This window comes from Idiomarina sp. D18, from assembly GCF_057748155.1.
Genome location: NZ_CM173240.1, coordinates 2,648,595 through 2,667,335 on the forward strand (window position 1 = coordinate 2,648,595; position 18,741 = coordinate 2,667,335).

The window sequence follows — 18,741 nt, forward strand, 5'->3', positions numbered from 1 at the left end:
AGTATATCAGATAAAAAAAGCCCCCATCGCTGAGGGCTTAAATTGTCTACTTATTGGTTTCGATGTCTTGTAAATCCTCATCGTGTTTTTCCATCTCCCATGGCAACACGCCTGGGCTGTGATGTCTGAAGTGCAAGTAATTTTCAAACTGGTTAATGACATCATTAATAATATCTGTCATTTCGTAACCATAGAGGTCGTATGACTGACCGCCCTGGCGCAAGAATAATTCGGCACGATAGTAGTGCTCATTCTTGTGACTCGGACGTAGCACGAATTGTGGCATCGAATACTCGCGTAAACGAATCTCGTAGGCAAAGTCGAGGTCGCCTTCGCGTTCGACCGTCAGCATAATACGCTCATGCTCCTCGTCTTTAGTGAATCGAGCGGGCCAATCTTGTGTTTCGAGCTCGGATTTTACCTTTTCTAAAGCTTCGCTCGCACGACCATAAATAAACTCTTTTACTTCGCTTTGTTGTGGGAACTTGACCAAGCCACGTAGACGTTTCTTCCAATAGTCGGGTCCTTCATTAACGCCACGGCGATGAGACTGACGGTGGCTCTTCAGACTTGAATACTGGTGACCCTCAATAACTAGCGCGCGCCACATGCCGACGGCAGCAATTAATATAATAATTGCAAACGGAAAGGCGCTTGTGATGGCCGCGGTTTGTAACGCATTTAAGCCTCCTGCGACAAGTAGCACCGCAGCAACAACGCCTTCGGTCGATGCCCAAAATACACGTTGCCATACGGGCGTTTCACCCACACCGCCAGAGGCTAATGAGTCGACAACGAGCGAGCCTGAATCAGACGAAGTAACGAAGAAAGTGATTATCAATAGCACGGTTGCGAAACTGAGCACATTAGTAAGTGGCAAGTTTTCAAATAGCTTGAACAACGCGATAGCCTGGTTGTTTTGCACCTCAGAGATTAACGAGGTATAGCCCTCGTTCATAATCATGTTAAGCGCTGTATCCCCAAATACTGCGAACCAAAAGAAAGTGAAGAAGGTTGGCACTAACATGACACCCAATACGAACTGACGAATCGTGCGCCCCCGACTGATTTTGGCAATAAATAGACCGACAAATGGTGCCCAAGCGATGGTCCAACCAAAGATAAAGAGTGTCCAGTTGCCTATCCAGTCACTGCGAGTATAGGCCTGCAGGTTAAAGGTTCGTTCGACGATACCGCTCAGGTATGCGCCTGTATTCTGTAGATAAGTTTCTAAGATGTGGATAGTCGGACCGACGGCGAAAACGAATATCAGCAAGAACATCACCAGCGCCATGTTCAACAAAGACAGTCGTTTAATTCCTTTATCCATACCGGCAACGACCGATGCAATGGCGGCAAGCGTAATCACGGCAATGGCAATCACTTGTACCGTGGTATCAACGGGGATGTCCTCCCACAGATAATTTAACCCGGTATTAATCTGGATAACGGAAAGCCCCAGCGTGGTTGCAATACCAAATAGGGTGCTCAGGATGGCAAAGGTGTCGATCGTATGTCCTGCCGGACCGTGTATTTTGTCACCAATTAGAGGGTATAAGGTTGATCGCATGGATAGCGGTAAGCCATGCCGAAAGGAGAAGTATGCCAAAACCAAGCCGACGAGACCGTAAATAGCCCAGATATGAAAGCCCCAATGGAAATAGGCGATTTGCATTGCTTGTTTGGCGGCATCTACCGTCTCCGCAGCCCCAACGGGTGGTTCGGCGTAGTGCAAGACAGGCTCGGCGACACCAAAGAACAGTAGTGCAATACCGTAACCTGCGGAAAATAGCATGGCAAACCAAGAGGTGAAGCTGTATTCCGGCTCGCAATGATCGGGACCCAATTTGATGCGTCCCCAGCGTGACAATGCTACACCGACTATAAAAATCAAGAATAATGCGACGGCCAGCATGTAAAACCATCCGAAGTGTTCGGTGATTCCCGCAAGAGTTGCACTAAAAAGGTTGCCAGCTAGCTCCGGTGCGCTTAAAGTGCCTATTACCAATAAGGCTATGACGATGACTGCAGGGAGAAAGACGGGAACCAAAATGGCATTCCGCCAATTACCTTTGGCGTTGGACATAAATTGCTCCTGTTCTCTATAATTATTGTTCATTTACATATAGCCTACTGTGTCTTTATGGAAAAAGCTCACAATTGGTCATTACTGTTTTAAGGTAAAGAAATCATTCTTAGGGAAGGAAAATGGCTAGAACACCACAATTTGATAGGGATATTGCACTCAACAACGCGATGCTTTTGTTTTGGAAACAGGGCTACCACGCAACGTCAATGAAAGATATTGAATATGCATTGGATATGCGCCCTGGGTCAATCTATGCGGCCTTCGGCAATAAAGAATCACTATTTAATGAAGCACTGAGAACTTATGGTGAACAGCTTATAGAGCAGTACACCGGTTTTTTATTTGAGGGTTCCGACACCATTGAAGGCTTCCGCAAAGTCTTAATTACCATGGTGGATGAGTGTGGTCAGCAAAAGCCAAGCATGGCGTGTATGGTTGTAAAAAGCCTTCTCGAGTTACACACGCTCGATGATGCGGATGCATCAACCGCAATTAGTTATATTGATCGATTCGAGAACATCTTCAAAGAAGCATTTTTGCTTGCTAAAGAGCGCGGTCAATTGGGTCCAGATGAAGATCCAGAGCGTCTTGCGGTGCTCTATCAAGCTACACTCATTGGCGTGACCACATACGCTCACCGAGGTCTAGAAAAAACAGCATTAAATCAGCTAGTTGAAGACGCTCTCGAGCGCGTATTACCGCGTAACTGAAAAAGCTGCTTTATACCCTGAAGGTCTAAACCGCGTCGTCATTAACAAGATGACGACGCCAACTAGAATGTGAAATCCCCATCCTAACTGATAGTTACCGCTAATATCACGAAATGCGCCGGTCACTAATGGCATTATGCTGGCAAAAATAAATCCGATACCTTGCATAAACGAGACGAGTCTGCCCGACTGCACCGGATCGTCGATGTGATCGAGTGCCATGACAATACACAATGGGAATGCACCTCCTAAGCCGAAACCACAAAGTGCTGACCACAGCCAAGGCGCCTGCTCAGGTAGCCAACAGAGCCCAGCAAACCCAACCATTTGTGTGATCACCGCCAATGCCAGCCACGGACGGCGATCCATGCTACGTGATAGGGTCGGAAGAATCAGAGCACCCATCACCTGCACTAACGAAAACAGCGCGAGAAGATTACCTGCCTGTTGAGTGGTCCAACCGAATTCACCATAAAAAGGCGCTATCCAGGCTATAAACCCGGCGTAACCTGCATTAACTAGGGCAAAATAGGCACCTAATAGCCAGCTTCGAGGATATTTAAAGGCTTTAAGTAATTCATGGCGTGGCGGGATATCGGCTTTAGGCACACGGTTCGCTGGGCTCAGCCATAGTATTAGCGTTATAAGTGCCAGTAATGCCCAACTGGCGAGAGCAACTGAGTGGGAACTAAAGTGAGCGTCAAGCCATGGTGTCACTACTGCGCCAAGCGCCGCGCCGCCCATCAGTGCTGCGGACCAAAGACCGGTCATGGCTCCGAGACGATGACGAAATTGCTGTTTAGTCAGTTCGGGAATAATGATATGCAGTAAAGCAATGCCAAAACCGCCAATAACCGCGCTGACCACCAATATTGCGGCGGAGGCAGGCCATGCCCGAATGACTAAGCCGGCAATCAGTACCAATAAACCTGTGGCAATTCCCCGTTGATAGCCTAGCGCTCGGGTCATTCGACCGGCAAACAAAGCGAGCACACCAATCATCATGATAGGAATAGTGGTGAGCAGCGAGAAACTACTGTAAGGCATGCTTGTAGCTGCTTGTAGGGCTTGCGTCAATGGCCCGATTGATGTCAATAACGGGCGTAGGTTTAAGCCTAGCAGTATTAATAATAAAATCGCAAAGCCGACCGATGTTTTGCCTTGGTGTGTATTGCTCATAGCTTCCCTAGCGCACGTTAAAAGCATTAATAATACTGATTTAGTCACGAAGAGTGAATGTTAACTTTTTCCAAATCTCGTTGCTCGTGTTATTCTTCTTCGCCATATAAAGCAAGGTACTGTGTTTTCTATGGCAAATCACACTGGCAATCTATTTATCATCGCGGCTCCAAGCGGAGCGGGCAAGTCGAGCCTTATCGGTGCTCTTTTAAACAAACATAATGATGGCTCGATGCAGGTCTCTGTCTCTTGCACAACACGTGCTCCACGTCCCGGTGAGCATGATGGCATACACTATCACTTTTTATCGGCTGAAAGCTTTGAGGAGCGTATCGAGAAAGGTGAATTTTACGAGTGGGCGAAAGTGTTTGATAACTACTACGGCACTTCTAAAAAGGTTATTGAAGAAGGCTTAGCCGCCGGCATTGACATTTTTCTTGATATTGACTGGCAAGGCGCGCAACAAGTGCGCGAACATCATCCTGACACCTGCTCTATTTTTATTATGCCGCCTTGTTTGGCAACTTTAGAACAGCGACTTCGGCGCCGCGGACAAGACAGTGATGAAGTCATCAGTAAGCGGATGGCAAAAGCACAAGCAGAAATGTCGCACTACCATGAGTTTGATTATTTGTTGGTGAATGACCAGTTTGATGACTCACTGGCACAGCTCGAGCATATTGTTTTAGCGCAACGCAATGCAATGGCCGTGCAGCAAGAGCGCCATAAAGCGGTGATTAACGAATTACTTGGCTAATTGCGCTTATTTCCGTATAATTATTAGCCTTTCGAAGAATTTCACTCAGGTTGGATGGAGAGTAGAGCATGGCTCGCGTAACTGTAGAAGACGCTGTTGACCGCGTAGGTAACCGTTTTGATTTGATCTTGCTTGCTGCACGCCGAGCGCGTCAGCTGTCAGTCCAAGGCAAAGATCCATTGGTTGAAACTAAAAACGAGAAGCCCACGGTTATCGCTTTACGCGAGATCGAGCAGGGTAAAATCGACGCAGATCGTTTAGATGCTGAAGAACGTGCAGCGCAGCAAGAAGCAGACGCAGAAGAGATGCGCGCCGTTGATGCGTTGCGTCGCGTTGAATAAGCTTATTATTAGCTAGAGGCTAGCCCTTTAGCACAATGAGTTCGCACTCATACTAAAAGCCAACGGTGTATTCCGTTGGCTTTTTTGTCTTTTGCTCTTATGCTGTCAGTTAGTGTCGGTATTAACCGCAGAAGAAACTTTGCCTTATCGCCCATAAATGGAGTCTTTCGGTGTATTTATTTGAAGGCCTGAAAAATCAAATAAGTGAGTATTTACCAAGCGATCAAATTGATCGTGTTGAACATGCCTTTAAAGTGGCCAAGGATGCACACAGTAGTCAGAAACGCAGCAGCGGTGAGCCTTATATAACCCACCCAGTCGCTGTGGCTAGTTTGCTTGCCGATATGCGCCTTGACCATGAAACGTTGATGGCGGCTTTACTACACGATGTGATCGAAGATACCGAGATCAAAGAAGAAGAACTCGCTGAGATGTTTGGGTCAACGGTTGCCTCGTTGGTCGAGGGTGTATCAAAGCTTGATAAATTGCAGTTTAATTCCAAAGAAGAAGCGCAAGCCGAAAACTATCGTAAAATGATCATGGCGATGACGCAGGATATTCGTGTCATTTTGATCAAGCTAGCTGACCGTACGCATAACATGCGAACAATACAGCACTTAAGACCCGATAAACGTCGCAGGATTGCCCGAGAGACACTAGAAATTTATGCGCCGCTTGCGCATCGATTGGGTATTCACGATGTTAAAAATGAACTCGAGCGACTCGGCTTTTGGGCGCTGTTTCCATGGCGCGCGAAACTTCTAGAGTCGGAGGTCAAAAAAGCGCGCGGCAATCGGCGTGAGTTTATGGAGCGTGTTCAGCATGAAATTCAGGCTCGACTTGAAGGTAACCACATCAGCGCGCGAGTGATGGGACGCGAGAAGCATTTGCATAGTATTTATCGCAAGATGCTGAACAAAGAGTTGCGCTTTAATCAGGTGATGGACATTTATGCTTTTCGTGTCATCGTTGATTCAGTGGATACGTGTTATCGCGTGTTGGGTGCGCTGCATAACTTATATAAACCGATTGAAACACGTTTTAAAGACTACATTGCGATTCCGAAATCGAACGGTTATCAGTCGCTACATACGTCCCTCAAAGGGCCCCACGGCGTTCCTGTCGAGATTCAAATTCGTACGGAAGAAATGGACTTGATGGCCGATCGCGGGGTGGCTGCACACTGGCTTTATAAAAATAATGATGACTCGGGCACCACGGCTCAGGTAAGAGCGCGTAAATGGATGCAAAGCCTGTTGGAGCTGCAACAAAGCGCGGGTAGTTCGTTCGAGTTTATTGAAAACGTGAAATCGGATTTGTTCCCCGACGAAATATACGTATTTACGCCAGATGGGCGCATCGTCGAGTTACCTCAAGGCGCTACTGCTGTCGACTTCGCTTATGCAGTACATACCGATGTGGGCAATACATGCGTCGGTGCTCGTGTTAATCATCGTACTTACTCATTGAGTAAACCATTGGAAACGGGACAAACGGTAGAAATTAAAACCGTTCCAGGTTCACGGCCTAATATCGCATGGCTCAACTTCGTTGTAACGGGCAAGGCTCGTGCGAAAATTAGACAGTTTTTGAAAGGACAGCAAGCATCCGAAGCTGAGCATTTAGGCGAGCGTCTATTGCGATCTGCTTTAGGTTCGCTGAGCTATGATGAGATTCCGAACGCTGAGTTTGAGCGGGTAATCGCGGAGCTTAAAATAGAAACACGTGGCGAGTTATTAAAACAAATTGGCCTGGGTAACCTCATGTCATTGGCAGTTGCAAAGCGCTTACTGGGTGAGCTACAGCCTTTCAAGGACGAAAGTTTGAGTCGCAAGAGTTTATCCATTAAGGGTGCCGAAGGGCTATTGGTGAGTTTTGCGAAATGCTGTCGACCCATTCCTGGTGACGACATTATTGCTCATGTGAGTCCAGGGAAAGGTCTGGTCATTCACCGTCGTGAGTGTAAAAACGTTCGCGGTCATGAGGAAGAGCCAGGCCGCTACTTTCCAGTGGAGTGGGATAATAACCCTGAAGCGGAATTTATTTCAGAGATTAGAATCGAGATTATTAACCATCAAGGTGCGCTCGCTAAACTCACGTCAGCTATTGCGACGACGGGTTGTAATATCGATGGTCTTAAAACTGAAGAAATCGATGCCAACATTTATTTTATTGATGTGGCACTGACTATTAAAAATAGAAAGCATCTTGCTGACGTGATCCGTCATATCCGTAAGATGCCCGATGTTCAGCGCGTGACGCGCTTAAGGAAGTAAAATGTCTAAAGTAATCATTGCAACAGATAAAGCGCCTGCGGCGATCGGCACTTATTCGCAAGCGGTAAAAATTGGCACTACTGTCTACCTTTCGGGTCAGATCCCGCTTGATCCCGAAACCATGGAGTTGGTCTCTGAGGACTTTCAACAGCAAGCCGAGCAGGTATTTAAGAACCTAGCAGCGGTGTGTGAAGCCGCCGGTGGCGAACTTCAGGATATGGTGAAAGTACAAATCTACTTAACTGATTTAGGTGAGTTTGCCATCGTCAATGAGGTCATGGCTCGCCACTTCAGCAAACCTTATCCAGCGCGCGCGGCTATTGGTGTGAAGCAGCTGCCCAAAGGTGCTCAGATTGAAATCGACGGTATTCTCGAATTACCAAGTACCAATTAATTTTTGATAGAAGCGGTCTAAGTGACCGCTTCTGTTTGCTCCGGTATACGATCTTCAAGTGGCTTGCGCCATACGATAATCACCAAAGCGACTGCACCTAAGATAAAGCAATAGCCGGTATGGATACTCACCGACAATGGCGAAATACCGAAACTCGCCCCCATGAGTAATGCCTGCGCGCCATAAGGCAAGACGCCTTGCACAACACAGGCAAAAATATCCAATAAGCTGGCGCTTTGGCGCGCTGCTAAATTACCTTTTTTAGCTAAGCGTGCACTGACTTCTCCCGCAAGCAGAATACTCACCGTGTTATTCGCAACACAGAGATTTGTAAGTGATGTAAGGCCAGCGACGCCAAGCGCAGAAGACCGTTGTTTGTGCTTACTTAAGCGGCTGGTGACCGCTTCAACGGCTTTGGCAAGGAAAGCCAAACCGCCCTGCTGACGGATCAAGCCCGAAAGCCCACCTATCAGCAACGACAGCAAGAAGATTTCTTGCATCGATGAAAAGCCATCGTAGATATCCTGACTAAATTTCACCCACTGGTAATCTACCGCAACCATGCCAAATGCAGCAGCCAATACGATACCGAGACCTAACACCGCAAATACATTCAAGCCCATTACTGCTAGCACAATGATGGCGAAGTAGGGAATACATAACCATAGGTTGGCTTCAGGAATGTTCAAAGGCGCGTTACTGGTGTCGTAACTGACTAACCACAGCAAGGTGATGATCGCTGCGGGAATCGAGATTTTTAAGTTTGCTTTAAACTTGTCTCGCATACTGCAGCCTTGTGTGCGTGTGGCTGCAATTGTTGTGTCTGAAATGATGGATAAGTTATCACCGAACATGGCACCACTGACCAAGACCCCTGCGAGCAAAGGCAGACTGATATCTGTTGCTTCGCCAATGCCCAACGCGACGGGAGCGAGGGCAGCCAAGGTACCCATTGAAGTCCCCATTGCGGTCGAGATCACACCAGCAATAATAAACAGGCCAGGCAGGAGAAATGACGCCGGGATAATACCTAACCCCAGAGCTACCATGGCATCAACACCACCGGTTGCTTCGGCGACCGTAGAAAATGCGCCGGCTAATAAATAGATCATGCACATGGTGACAATGTTGCTGTCACCCACGCCCGCGACAAAGGTGGCGATGCGTTCCTCGAACGCTTGTTTGCTGAGCAAAATACCTAACGCAATCGCAGGTAAAATAGCGACGGGACTTGGCAGTTGATAAAAAGCGTATTCCACACCCTCTGACTGAAAATAAATGCCTGTTCCTAAAAACAGCGCGAGGAACAAGGCGAGTGGCAACAGTGCCTTAGCGCTGGCGGGTTGCGCAGGAATTTGTGACGACATAGGTGACCTTTATGGTTAATTCATTATTATATTTAGACGTCCAGAAGTTTATATAGCTAACTGTTGTGATGCAACCTTTATTAAAAACCGTGTACACTACTCGTATAGTAATTGACGTAAAGAGGCAAGTATGAGCCCAGAAGAATTGCATCTTCAGATTCGTAATCTTCGATTAGATGATTACGAGCAGTTAAAAGAGTTAATGGATGCCATCTACACCGATATCGGTGGTGCGTGGAGCAGTTTTACCATCGAGAAGTTAATCAAAGACTTCGCCGAAGGACAGTTTTGCCTCGAAGATAATGGTCGTATTATTGGTGTCGCGTTGACCGTGAAAGTTGCCTATAACAAATTTTCGAACCCGCACACTTACGATGATTTGATTGGGCATCGCGAAGCCATTCTTAATGATAAGAAAGGCGATGCATTGTATGGCCTTGATGTGCTGATTCATCCGGATTATCGCGGTTATCGTTTAGGCCGTCGTTTATACGATGCACGCAAAGAGCTATGCCGACAGAAAAACCTGCGCGCTATTCTTGCCGGTGGACGTATCGTTAATTATCACAAGTACTCAAACGATCTGTCTCCGTCACAGTACTTAGACAAAGTTCAACGTCGTGAAATTTATGATCCGATTCTCACGTTCCAGTTAGCGAACGACTTTAGTGTGAAGCGTTTGCTCGGAAAATATTTGCCTGAGGACGAACGTTCGCGTGGTTTCGCCACGTTGTTGGAGTGGAATAATTTCCTCTACGATCCTTCGACAAACATGTTGAATACGCGGGTTCAGAATGTGCGTGTTGGTGCGGTGCAGTGGCAAATGCGGTCAGTCGAGTCTGTCGATGAGCTTCTGCAGCAAGTCGAGTACTTTGTTGATGCGCTTTCAAGCTATCAGAGTGACTTTGCTGTGCTACCTGAATTCTTTAATGCGCCGCTGATGGGGTTAACCGATCAGAGTCAACAGATGAATGCTATTCGCTTTCTCGCCGGTTTCACCGAGCGATTTAAACGCGAAATGTCGCAAATGGCGGTCAGTTACAACGTCAATATCATCACGGGCTCAATGCCATTACAAGAAGGCGAGAGTATTTACAACGTGTCTTACCTGTGTCGTCGCGATGGCTCAGTTGAAGAGCAGCGTAAACTGCATATCACTCCGCACGAGAAGCGTGACTGGGTCATTGAAGGCGGCGATGATGTGCGCGTATTTGACACCGATGCGGGGCGTGTCGGTATTTTGATTTGTTACGACGTCGAATTTCCTGAGTTGGGTCGTATTATGGCTGAAGAGGGACTTGAGATCTTGTTTGTGCCCTTTTGGACCGATACACGGAACGCGTATCTGCGAGTTCGCCACTGTGCACAGGCACGTGCCGTTGAAAACGAGTGTTACGTAGTGATTTGTGGCAGTGTTGGTAACTTACCTGAAGTCGAAAGCTTAGACGTACAATACGCGCAGTCTGCTGTATTTTCGCCGTCAGACTTTGCCTTCCCACACGATGCGGTGATGTCAGAGACGACTCCGAATACAGAAATGTTAATGTTCTCTGATTTGAATTTAGATGAACTGCGTTATCTGCATCACGAAGGTTCAGTGACTAATAAGAAAGATCGTCGTACCGATATTTACGATGTAGTAAGAAAGCATAGAAGTTAAAGGCTATCAATGAGTCCAGAACGTTATCAACGCATTACCGAGATGCTGGCGTTTCGCCAGCCCGACTTAACCGTCGTCATGGAAGGGGTGCATAAGCACCATAATTTATCTGCGGTGGTGCGTACTGCGGATGCTGTCGGCGTCCATGAAATGCATGCCATATGGCTTAGCAGCAAAATGCGTGTGTCCGGCGGCACTGCTTTGGGAAGTCAAAACTGGGTTAACGTGCATCATCATAGCCAGTTAAGCCCTGCGGTAGAGCAAATAAAGCAACAAGGTATGCAAGTCGTGGTGACTCACTTGTCTGATCAAGCGGTGAATTTTCGTGAAATCGATTACACCCAGCCTACTGCAATCTTGTTAGGTCAGGAAAAGCACGGTGCGACTGAAGAGGCGCTGAAAATTGCCGATCATCACGTCAAGATTCCGATGGTTGGTATGGTGCAGTCGCTGAATGTCTCAGTCGCAGGTGCGGTAATGCTTTATGAGGCGCAGCGTCAACGTGAGCAAGCGGGTATGTATGACGCTATACGTTTAAGTGATGCCGAACAGCACCGCGTACTGTTTGAAGGTGGCCATCCAATTTATGCCAAAGCCTGTAAACGCAAGGGACTACCGTATCCGCCGCTAGATGAACATGGACAAATTGTCGCGGATAACGAGTGGTGGTTAGCCATGCGCGCAGCTAAAAAGCGAGCCTAATCAATGCAGCCTCTCAGCAAAATTCCACTGACCACGCTCAAAGGAGTCGGCGATAAAGTCGCTAAGAAGTTGGAAAAGCTGGGCTTAGTGACGGTAAATGATGCGATCTTTCATCTACCTGCGCGGTATGAGGATCGCACACAGATTTACCGAATTGCTTATGCGCGTCCTGGGGTGGCGGGTCACTTTCAGGTAACAGTCGATAATGCGGACATTAAATATGGTCGCAAGCGTATGTTGGTGTGCCGAGTGCGTGACGAAACAGGCACTATGACATTGCGCTTTTTCCAATTTAGCGCTGCGCAACTAAAACAGTTCAGCGCTGGCACCTCGTTATTAGTCTTTGGTGAAGTGCGTGCGGGGCTTAGCGGTCTAGAAGTGATTCATCCCGAATATCGTGTACTTTCTTCATCCGATGCGATTGAGTTACCCGATACCTTGACGCCTATCTATCCCACGACCGAGGGCGTCTATCAGGCTTCTCTACGTAAGATTATCGACCAGGCTCTCTCTTATGTGACCGAGCGAGCGTTGCCCGAGTTATTGCCAGAACCTCTTCAGCCCCACGATCTATCTTTGGTCGAGGCACTCAAAACATTGCATAACCCGCCCAAGGATGTTGGTCTTGCGCAACTTGAACAGGGGTCACATCCTGCACAACAGCGGTTAGCAATGGAAGAATTGATTGCACATCAGGTCAGTTTATTGCAGTTACGTGAAAAACGTCAGCAAGAGCGTGCACATGCGCTGAATGCGGATCCGCACTTACAAAGTGAATTCTTAAAGCAACTCCCGTTTAAGCCAACGGCTGCACAACAGCGCGTGTTAAGTGAAATCCATGCGGATCTCGCGCAAGATCAGCCGATGATGCGTTTGGTTCAAGGTGACGTGGGCTCGGGGAAAACGCTCGTGGCGGCCTTGGCCGCATTGGCCGCTATCGAGCAAGGTCATCAAGTGGCGATTATGGCGCCCACCGAAATTCTGTCAGAACAGCACGCATTGACGTTCGAACAATGGTTTGCGCCCTTAGGTATTGAAGTTGCTTGGCTCAGTGGGCGCAGCAAGGGTAAAGCGCGTCAGCGCACGTTAGACCAGCTTGCGAGCGGTGGAGTTCAGCTTATTGTGGGCACCCATGCATTGTTTCAAGCCGACGTGCACTATCACTCACTCGCGTTAGTTATTATTGATGAACAGCACCGTTTTGGTGTGCATCAGCGGTTACAATTGCGAGAAAAAGGTGTACAAGCGGGCTTTCAACCGCACCAATTAATTATGACAGCCACACCGATTCCGCGAACGTTAGCGATGACCGCCTATGCGGACTTAGCGACGTCAGTAATTGACGAGCTACCACCGGGGCGCACGCCGATCACAACAGTGGCCATCCCGGATACACGACGTGACCAAGTGATCGAGCGTGTGCGCGAAGTGTGTACTCACGAAGGTCGACAGGCTTATTGGGTCTGTACTTTGATTGAAGAATCTGAGGTGTTGGAATGTCAGGCGGCTGAAGACACCGCAACGGAGTTACAAGAACAACTGGATGGGTTGACGGTCGGGCTCGTGCATGGGCGTATGAAAGCCGACCAAAAGGAAGCGGTGATGTCGCGTTTTAAAAGCGGCGAAATTGACTTGCTGGTGGCGACCACTGTGATCGAGGTGGGTGTCGATGTACCTAATTCATCTTTAATGATTATCGAGAACCCAGAACGGTTAGGCTTAGCGCAGCTTCATCAGTTGCGAGGACGTGTGGGTCGAGGCTCGGTAGCGAGTCATTGTGTTTTGCTCTACAAAACGCCCTTATCAAGAACCGCGACCGAGCGTTTGTCCGTATTAAGGGATAGTAATGATGGCTTTGTGATCGCGCAACGAGATATGGAGATCCGAGGGTACGGTGAACTTCTTGGGCAACGACAAACCGGTCTAACACAGATGAAAGTGGCGGATATTGAACGTGATGAGGTATTAATACCCGAGGCTCAGGCGGTTGCCGAGGAGCTTATTCGCAATTACCCCAACACTGTCAATGCGTTGATTGCGCGGTGGTTACCTCGGCGAGATCATTACGCTCAGGTGTAGTATTACAGCAGTGACGCCCGTACAATAGGGTAAAAAGTCGTTAGGAATAATTATGTCAGATAAACACGAAGATGGAATCGATTTTGGCTACCAGCGCGTGCCAAAAGATGCGAAAAAGGGCCTCGTTGCCAATGTATTCAACTCAGTGGCAGCCAAATATGATGTCATGAATGACCTCATGTCGATGGGCATCCACCGTGTTTGGAAGCGCTATACCATTGACTGCAGTGGTGTGCGTAAAGGCATGAAAGTGCTCGATATTGCCGGTGGCACGGGCGACTTAACGGCACAGTTTTCACGCCGCGTTGGCGAGACGGGCGAAGTCGTTTTAGCGGATATCAATGATGCCATGCTTAAAGTGGGTCGCGATAAATTGCGCGACAAGGGCATCGTGGGAAATGTTAATTGTGTACAAGCCGATGCGGAAAATCTGCCCTTTGCTGATAATAGCTTTGATATTGTGACTATTGCTTTTGGTTTGCGAAATGTGACCGATAAGCCAGCGGCTTTGCGCTCCATGCTAAGGGTATTGAAGCCAGGCGGCCGCTTACTGATCTTAGAGTTTTCCAAGCCAACAACAGCGACACTGAATCAGCTTTACGACTTTTACTCATTTAATATTCTGCCCAAAATGGGGCAACTGGTTGCCAATGATGCAGACAGTTACCAGTATTTGGCTGAGTCGATTCGTATGCATCCTGATCAAGACACCTTGAAGCAGATGATGTCGGAAGCGGGTTACGAGAACGTCGACTATCAGAATTTGACGGGCGGCATTGTCGCACTTCATCGAGGATACAAATTTTAATGATTTGGCAATTGATTCCGTGGATGGTGCTTGAGCGCACTATCAATGCACTGTTGCAGCAGGACCCGAATTCAACCGAGCGATTAAATCAGTTGGCGGGTAAGCATTTTCGATTTAGCTTCAAAGAGCTACCCTTTGACATCAATATCGCTGTGCACACCGACGGACTCAGTTTAAGCTCTGTTGACGATGGCGGTGAAGTGGATTGCCATGTAAAAACGGAACTTGGCGTGTTACCAGAGTTAAGCGATACAGCTAACCTTACGCGCCTTATTAAAGCTGATAAATTAGATATTGATGGCGATCCTATGCTGGCGCAGCAATTGGTGAATTTGGTTAAAGCGCTGGATATTGATTGGGAAGCCAAACTAGCCGAAAAACTCGGTGACGGTATGGCGCACCGTATCAGTACCTTGTTTAAACAGAGTCGCGAGCGCTTTCAGCAACAAAGTGAAATGCGTCAACGTTGGCTAAAAGGTGTACTCACAGAAGAAAAGCAAGTGCTTCCTAACCGTTTGGAATTCGAGTTATTTAAAGACGATGTGCAGGCTTTGCGTGCGCAAATTGAGCGACTTCAGCGAAAATTAAAGTAGAGACCCAGCATGCGCAGTAAACGTATATATCGCATTGCAAAAACCTTTTTAAATTATGGTTTGGATGACTTGATTCCGGCACGTTGGCTACCGTGGTATCTGCGTTTTGGGCGCCATATGATGTTTTGGTGGCCTAATAAGCATAAAGAAAAGCCCGCTGGAGAGCGTTTGCGTTTAGCGCTGGAGTCGCTGGGTCCTGTCTGGGTCAAGTTCGGCCAAATGTTGTCGACGCGGCGTGACTTACTGCCCCCAGACATCGCATTGGAACTGGCCTATTTGCAAGATCGCGTGGCGCCATTCGATGGCCATGCAGCACAACGCATCATTGAAAAGTCGTTAGATATTGAGCATATCGGTGAGTTGTTTCAAGACTTCGCTGTTAAGCCATTAGCCTCTGCATCGATCGCTCAAGTACATACAGCCAAGCTAAAACAAAAAGATGGCGAGCTTAAAGACATCGTCATTAAGGTGATTCGTCCAGACATACGTGAGACGATTAATGCTGACTTAGAGCTGATGGAATCGCTTGCTGCCGTATTAGCGCGGCATTTGCCCGATGGACGTCGATTAAAACCGAAAGAAGTGGTACGAGAATATCGTAAGACGTTATTGGATGAATTAGATTTGTTGCGTGAAGCCGCCAACGCTATTCAGTTAAAGCGCAACTTTGAGGACTCTGAGTTACTTTATATCCCCACGGTTTACAGCGATTTAAGTCGTAAAAACGTGATGGTAATGGAGCGTATCGACGGAATCCCTGTCAGCGAAGTCGATATGTTGAAGGCACGTGGCGTGGATATGAAAAAGTTAGCGGAGCGTGGAGTCGAAGTGTTCTTCACACAAGTGTTTCGCGATAGCTTCTTTCACGCGGATATGCATCCAGGCAATATTTTTGTCGCCAAGGATGACCCGACGTACCCTCGGTACATCGGTATTGATTTTGGTATCGTCGGCACCCTCAATCGTGAAGATAAACGATACTTAGCGGAAAACTTTCTCGCCTTTTTTAATCGCGACTATCGTAAGGTGGCTGAGCTTCATGTGGATTCGGGCTGGGTGCCACGAGAAACGAATATCGAAGAATTTGAATCAGCGATCCGAACGGTGTGCGAACCCATATTCGAAAAACCTCTCGCGGAGATTTCATTCGGGCATGTGCTAGTCAATCTTTTTAATACCGCCCGTCGGTTTCAGATGGAAGTACAACCGCAGTTGGTACTTTTACAAAAGACCTTACTGTATATCGAGGGGTTAGGTCGCCAGTTGTATCCTGAATTGGATTTATGGAAGACCGCTAAACCGTTTTTAGAGCGTTGGATGAATGAGCAACTAGGATGGCGAGCGGTGGTGCGTTCAGTGAAGGAAAACGCACCTTATTGGGCCGAAAAGCTGCCAGAGCTCCCGAATCTATTGTACGATGGACTGCGTTCGCAACAACGTATTCAAGCGCAGCTAGAGCGGCACCGTATAGAGCAGTTGATGACGCAGCAGCAAGCGGCCACTAGTCAGTTTTGGACTATTTTGACGGCAAGCGGAGTTGTCAGCTCGGTATGGTTAATTAGCCAGGGCACTGCTGCGTGGGCGCTGGGTTCTGGTATACTTACCGTAATGGTTGGATTAAAAGCGTGGCGCGCGCGCCCTCAAATTAAGATAAAGGAATAGGTGAATTATGAGTCCAGGTCCTTGGCAATTACTGATTTTATTACTCATTATCGTGCTACTTTTTGGTAGTAAGCGCCTACGAAACCTCGGTTCAGACGTTGGCAGTGCTGTACGCGGCTTTAAAAAGTCAGTGAGTGACGAACCTAAGAAGGATGACGACGCTAACGAAGACGGTGAGCCAACCAAAAACCTGAAGCAAAACCAACAAACGGAAAGCACAACCAGCGAATCCGAGAAAGATAAGAACGCCTAATTTTTTATGTTCGATATTGGATTTTGGGAGTTGCTGGTCATTATCGTGGTCGGCCTATTAGTGCTAGGGCCCGAGCGCTTGCCGTCTGCTTTGCGTGGCGTTCAGCGAGGTATGGCGAAAGTAAAGTCGTTCTCTCAAAACGTACAAAATGAGCTTGATCATGAACTCAGAGTTAAAGAGCTACACGAGCATTTACGTAAGTTCGAGCAAGAAGGCAAAGATTTTCACGAATTAAGTCCTGAGTTACAGCGTTCAATCGTTGAGTTACAAAATGCCGCAGCTGACGTTCAGCGCCCCTACCAAGCGGCAAAAGAATCTGATACTGAGGCTAAAAAGCATGACTGATTCGCCTCTCCTTAGTCACCTTATCGAGCTTCGCAAACGCTTGCTCAGAGCTGTCATCGCAGTGGTGGTCGTGTTTGCTGCGTTAGCTTATTTTGCTAATGACCTATATCGTTTACTGGCTGACCCGCTCATTCGGTACTTGCCAGAGGGTTCGCAGATGATCGCGACTAATGTCGCGGCACCTTTCTTCACGCCTTTCAAGCTGACTTTTGTGGTCGCGTTCGCGTTAGCAGTGCCTATTATTTTATGGCAAATATGGGCCTTCATTGCGCCAGGGCTGTACAAAAAGGAAAAGCGTTTTGTCGTGCCATTATTAGCCAGTAGTACATTGCTGTTCTATCTCGGTATCGCGTTTGCGTACTTCGTTGTGTTGCCATTAGCAATGAGTTTTTTTATGGCAGCCGCCCCTGACGACATTCAGGTTGCTACGGATATCTCAAATTATCTCGACTTCGTTCTGGCGATTTTTGTCGCTTTCGGTATCGCATTTGAGACTCCTGTCGCTATCTTTTTACTTATTTTGTCGGGCGTCGCGTCACCGGCTAGTTTACGTAAAAAAAGGCCATACGTTATTGTCGCGGCCTTCACTATCGGTATGTTATTGACTCCGCCCGATGTGATCTCACAAACATTGATGGCGGTCCCAATGTGGCTGTTGTTTGAGTTTGGACTTATTATCGGAAGCTGGTATAAACCTAAGATGAACGAAAAGTGAAATAAGTAGGTGTTATGGAATGGTTCGATGCGGGCGTAAATCTGACACACACTCGGCTTCATCGCCAACTTGAGTCCGTTATTACGCGAGCACATGCGGCCGGCGTGAGTCATCAACTTGTTATTGCAACCGATATTGCTGAAGCGCATGCAGCGATCGAGCTGTGCGAACGCTTTCCTGACTCATTGTATACGACCGTGGGTGTTCACCCGCATGAAGCTGATAACGCGCCAACAGACCTTCAGTCTCAACTCTTTGAATTAGCCCAATCTCCATTTGTTAAAGCCATTGGCGAATGTGGCTTGGATTTTAATCGCAACTTCGCAAGCTCAGCAAATCAAAAGCGTGTATTTATTCAACAGATCGAGGTGGCCAATGAGTTATCTTTGCCACTTTATCTCCATGAGCGTGATGCACTGGAAGAACAAATTAGTCTACTCGACCGTTACGCGAAGCCCAAGTTGCCACGACTGACTCATTGCTTTACAGGCGGGCATAAGGCCTTAGATGCCTATAACGAACGTGGACATTGCTTTGGTCTAACGGGCTGGCTGTGTGATGAACGCAGAAATCAAGAATTATTGTCAGTATTGCCTGCGTTGCCAAAACAACGAACGGTTCTTGAGACCGATGCACCTTTTCTACTGCCGCGAAATATTCGCCCGCGACCGCGAGATAATGAACCCGCTTATCTGCCCTACGTCGGCGAGGCACTGGCTGAAAGCTGGTGTATGAGCGTAGCAGAGGTTGCACAATTGACGACCGCTAACGCCTTACGTTTGTTCGCACTTGACAACTATTCGAGTTGAAT

18 protein-coding genes are annotated in these 18,741 nt (G+C 47.7%); 15 read left to right on the top strand and 3 right to left on the bottom strand.

Annotation, left to right across the window (positions count from 1 at the left end; genetic code table 11):
- Positions 1–46 precede the first annotated feature (46 nt).
- Positions 47–2,086 (bottom strand): BCCT family transporter, encoded by a 2,040-nt coding sequence (locus tag AC3AP5_RS12715; protein ID WP_287830243.1) that lies wholly within the window; start codon positions 2,084–2,086, stop codon positions 47–49.
- A 122-nt stretch (positions 2,087–2,208) separates the two neighbouring features.
- Between AC3AP5_RS12715 and AC3AP5_RS12720 the strand changes: the two genes are divergently transcribed.
- The gene (locus tag AC3AP5_RS12720; protein WP_006954450.1) at positions 2,209–2,799 is read left to right on the top strand and encodes a TetR/AcrR family transcriptional regulator; all 591 of its coding nucleotides are present in this window, start codon (positions 2,209–2,211) and stop codon (positions 2,797–2,799) included.
- Here AC3AP5_RS12720 and AC3AP5_RS12725 read toward each other — a convergent pair.
- Complete coding sequence (locus AC3AP5_RS12725; RefSeq protein WP_006954447.1) at positions 2,785–3,978, bottom strand: cyanate transporter; 1,194 nt, start codon at positions 3,976–3,978, stop codon at positions 2,785–2,787. The genes AC3AP5_RS12720 and AC3AP5_RS12725 overlap by 15 nt on opposite strands.
- A gap of 130 nt (positions 3,979–4,108) precedes the next feature.
- Here AC3AP5_RS12725 and gmk point away from each other — a divergent pair, with 130 nt between their 5' ends.
- From gmk to AC3AP5_RS12745, 4 genes are all read left to right on the top strand, one after another.
- Positions 4,109–4,735: a guanylate kinase gene (gene gmk / locus AC3AP5_RS12730; protein ID WP_272977357.1), complete on the top strand. Its 627-nt coding sequence runs from the start codon at positions 4,109–4,111 to the stop codon at positions 4,733–4,735.
- Between the two features lie 68 nt (positions 4,736–4,803).
- Positions 4,804–5,076 carry a DNA-directed RNA polymerase subunit omega gene (gene rpoZ / locus AC3AP5_RS12735; protein ID WP_006954443.1) on the top strand — a complete coding sequence of 91 codons (273 nt, stop codon included), beginning with the start codon at positions 4,804–4,806 and terminating at the stop codon, positions 5,074–5,076.
- Positions 5,077–5,246: 170 nt separating this feature from the next.
- Complete coding sequence (gene spoT / locus AC3AP5_RS12740) at positions 5,247–7,352, top strand: bifunctional GTP diphosphokinase/guanosine-3',5'-bis pyrophosphate 3'-pyrophosphohydrolase (RefSeq protein WP_006954442.1); 2,106 nt, start codon at positions 5,247–5,249, stop codon at positions 7,350–7,352.
- Between the two features lies 1 nt (position 7,353).
- Positions 7,354–7,746: a RidA family protein gene (locus tag AC3AP5_RS12745; protein WP_006954441.1), complete on the top strand. Its 393-nt coding sequence runs from the start codon at positions 7,354–7,356 to the stop codon at positions 7,744–7,746.
- Between the two features lie 17 nt (positions 7,747–7,763).
- Here AC3AP5_RS12745 and AC3AP5_RS12750 read toward each other — a convergent pair whose 3' ends face one another.
- On the bottom strand, positions 7,764–9,113 hold the full coding sequence (locus AC3AP5_RS12750) for a Na+/H+ antiporter NhaC family protein (protein ID WP_006954440.1): 1,350 nt from the start codon (positions 9,111–9,113) through the stop codon (positions 7,764–7,766).
- A gap of 130 nt (positions 9,114–9,243) precedes the next feature.
- Here AC3AP5_RS12750 and AC3AP5_RS12755 point away from each other — a divergent pair, with 130 nt between their 5' ends.
- Genes AC3AP5_RS12755 through AC3AP5_RS12800 form a run of 10 tightly spaced genes read left to right on the top strand, consistent with a single transcriptional unit; the run spans position 9,244 to position 18,739 of the window.
- On the top strand, positions 9,244–10,773 hold the full coding sequence (locus AC3AP5_RS12755; protein WP_006954439.1) for a bifunctional GNAT family N-acetyltransferase/carbon-nitrogen hydrolase family protein: 1,530 nt from the start codon (positions 9,244–9,246) through the stop codon (positions 10,771–10,773).
- Positions 10,774–10,782: 9 nt separating this feature from the next.
- On the top strand, positions 10,783–11,475 hold the full coding sequence (trmH, locus tag AC3AP5_RS12760) for a tRNA (guanosine(18)-2'-O)-methyltransferase TrmH (protein WP_487326823.1): 693 nt from the start codon (positions 10,783–10,785) through the stop codon (positions 11,473–11,475).
- A gap of 3 nt (positions 11,476–11,478) precedes the next feature.
- Positions 11,479–13,554: an ATP-dependent DNA helicase RecG gene (gene recG, locus AC3AP5_RS12765; protein ID WP_487326824.1), complete on the top strand. Its 2,076-nt coding sequence runs from the start codon at positions 11,479–11,481 to the stop codon at positions 13,552–13,554.
- 52 nt (positions 13,555–13,606) lie between these two features.
- Positions 13,607–14,362, top strand: a complete 756-nt coding sequence (ubiE, locus tag AC3AP5_RS12770) for a bifunctional demethylmenaquinone methyltransferase/2-methoxy-6-polyprenyl-1,4-benzoquinol methylase UbiE (RefSeq protein WP_071462076.1) — start codon at positions 13,607–13,609, stop codon at positions 14,360–14,362.
- On the top strand, positions 14,362–14,955 hold the full coding sequence (locus AC3AP5_RS12775; protein WP_487326825.1) for a ubiquinone biosynthesis accessory factor UbiJ: 594 nt from the start codon (positions 14,362–14,364) through the stop codon (positions 14,953–14,955). Before ubiE ends, AC3AP5_RS12775 begins: the two co-directional genes overlap by 1 nt.
- Positions 14,956–14,964: 9 nt before the next feature.
- Entirely contained in the window at positions 14,965–16,617 is a 1,653-nt protein-coding gene (ubiB, locus tag AC3AP5_RS12780) for a ubiquinone biosynthesis regulatory protein kinase UbiB (RefSeq protein WP_006954434.1), read from the top strand.
- Between the two features lie 7 nt (positions 16,618–16,624).
- Positions 16,625–16,870, top strand: a complete 246-nt coding sequence (tatA, locus tag AC3AP5_RS12785; protein ID WP_006954433.1) for a twin-arginine translocase TatA/TatE family subunit — start codon at positions 16,625–16,627, stop codon at positions 16,868–16,870.
- A 6-nt stretch (positions 16,871–16,876) separates the two neighbouring features.
- The gene (gene tatB / locus AC3AP5_RS12790; protein ID WP_487326826.1) at positions 16,877–17,215 is read left to right on the top strand and encodes a Sec-independent protein translocase protein TatB; all 339 of its coding nucleotides are present in this window, start codon (positions 16,877–16,879) and stop codon (positions 17,213–17,215) included.
- Entirely contained in the window at positions 17,208–17,930 is a 723-nt protein-coding gene (tatC, locus tag AC3AP5_RS12795) for a twin-arginine translocase subunit TatC (RefSeq protein ID WP_287830619.1), read from the top strand. Before tatB ends, tatC begins: the two co-directional genes overlap by 8 nt.
- 14 nt (positions 17,931–17,944) lie before the next feature.
- On the top strand, positions 17,945–18,739 hold the full coding sequence (locus AC3AP5_RS12800; RefSeq protein ID WP_287830620.1) for a TatD family hydrolase: 795 nt from the start codon (positions 17,945–17,947) through the stop codon (positions 18,737–18,739).
- Positions 18,740–18,741: the final 2 nt, after the last annotated feature.